Genomic DNA, 627 nt, shown 5'->3' on the forward strand with positions numbered 1-627 from the left:
GGCCACAGTTCAGGGTCGCGCATCCAGCCGAGCTAATTACCAGGACATTCGGGACTATTGTGCGCGAGGGCTCGCCATCATCTCTAAGCCTGGGGCCGATATTAAGTTGTCTGTTTCAAGGGCGTACGACTGCCCGCTCTGAGCTGCAGTTGTCGCGCCATCTCCATGGCCGATGCCTGAAGCATGGAGATGAAGACTCGAACCGTGCGGAGGTATGACCATCGCTTTCGCGACCTCGTCCGCTCCACGGGCGACACCGAACATGCGACGCGACATGGTGTTCCTCGTTCGACCGCCCGAGGCTGGCTAACTCCAGCACGTGCCGCTGTCGTGTCGGCCGAAGTTGTCGGCATGGACACGAGGGCGTTGCAGAAGGAAGTGCTCCGACTCCAGAAACGGGTCAAGATCCTGAGCGCGTTTCTCCGTCTGCTCTTTGCGCTGCTCCGTGTGTCGGGATTCTCCCTCGACCGAACGCGGCTGCCAGAGGGGGATCGGAAGCAAGAGCTGCTGCGGGCGATCGACCGATCGTGCTCGGTGTTGCCACTGCGTTCTGTGCTTCGGGTCCTGCGACTGTCGCGCACACGCTACTTCACGTGGAAGCACGAGGGCGAATGCGGACTCGACGAC

General features: G+C 61.4%; 1 protein-coding gene. It reads left to right on the forward strand.

The genetic code is table 11. From position 1 onward, the window contains the following. Positions 1–330: 330 nt before the first annotated feature. A partial coding sequence (locus GY725_17060; protein ID MCP4005902.1) for a hypothetical protein occupies positions 331–627 on the forward strand: 297 nt, incomplete at its 3' end.

The sequence above is a fragment of the bacterium genome (assembly GCA_024226335.1).
Taxonomy (GTDB): domain Bacteria; phylum Myxococcota_A; class UBA9160; order SZUA-336; family SZUA-336; genus JAAELY01.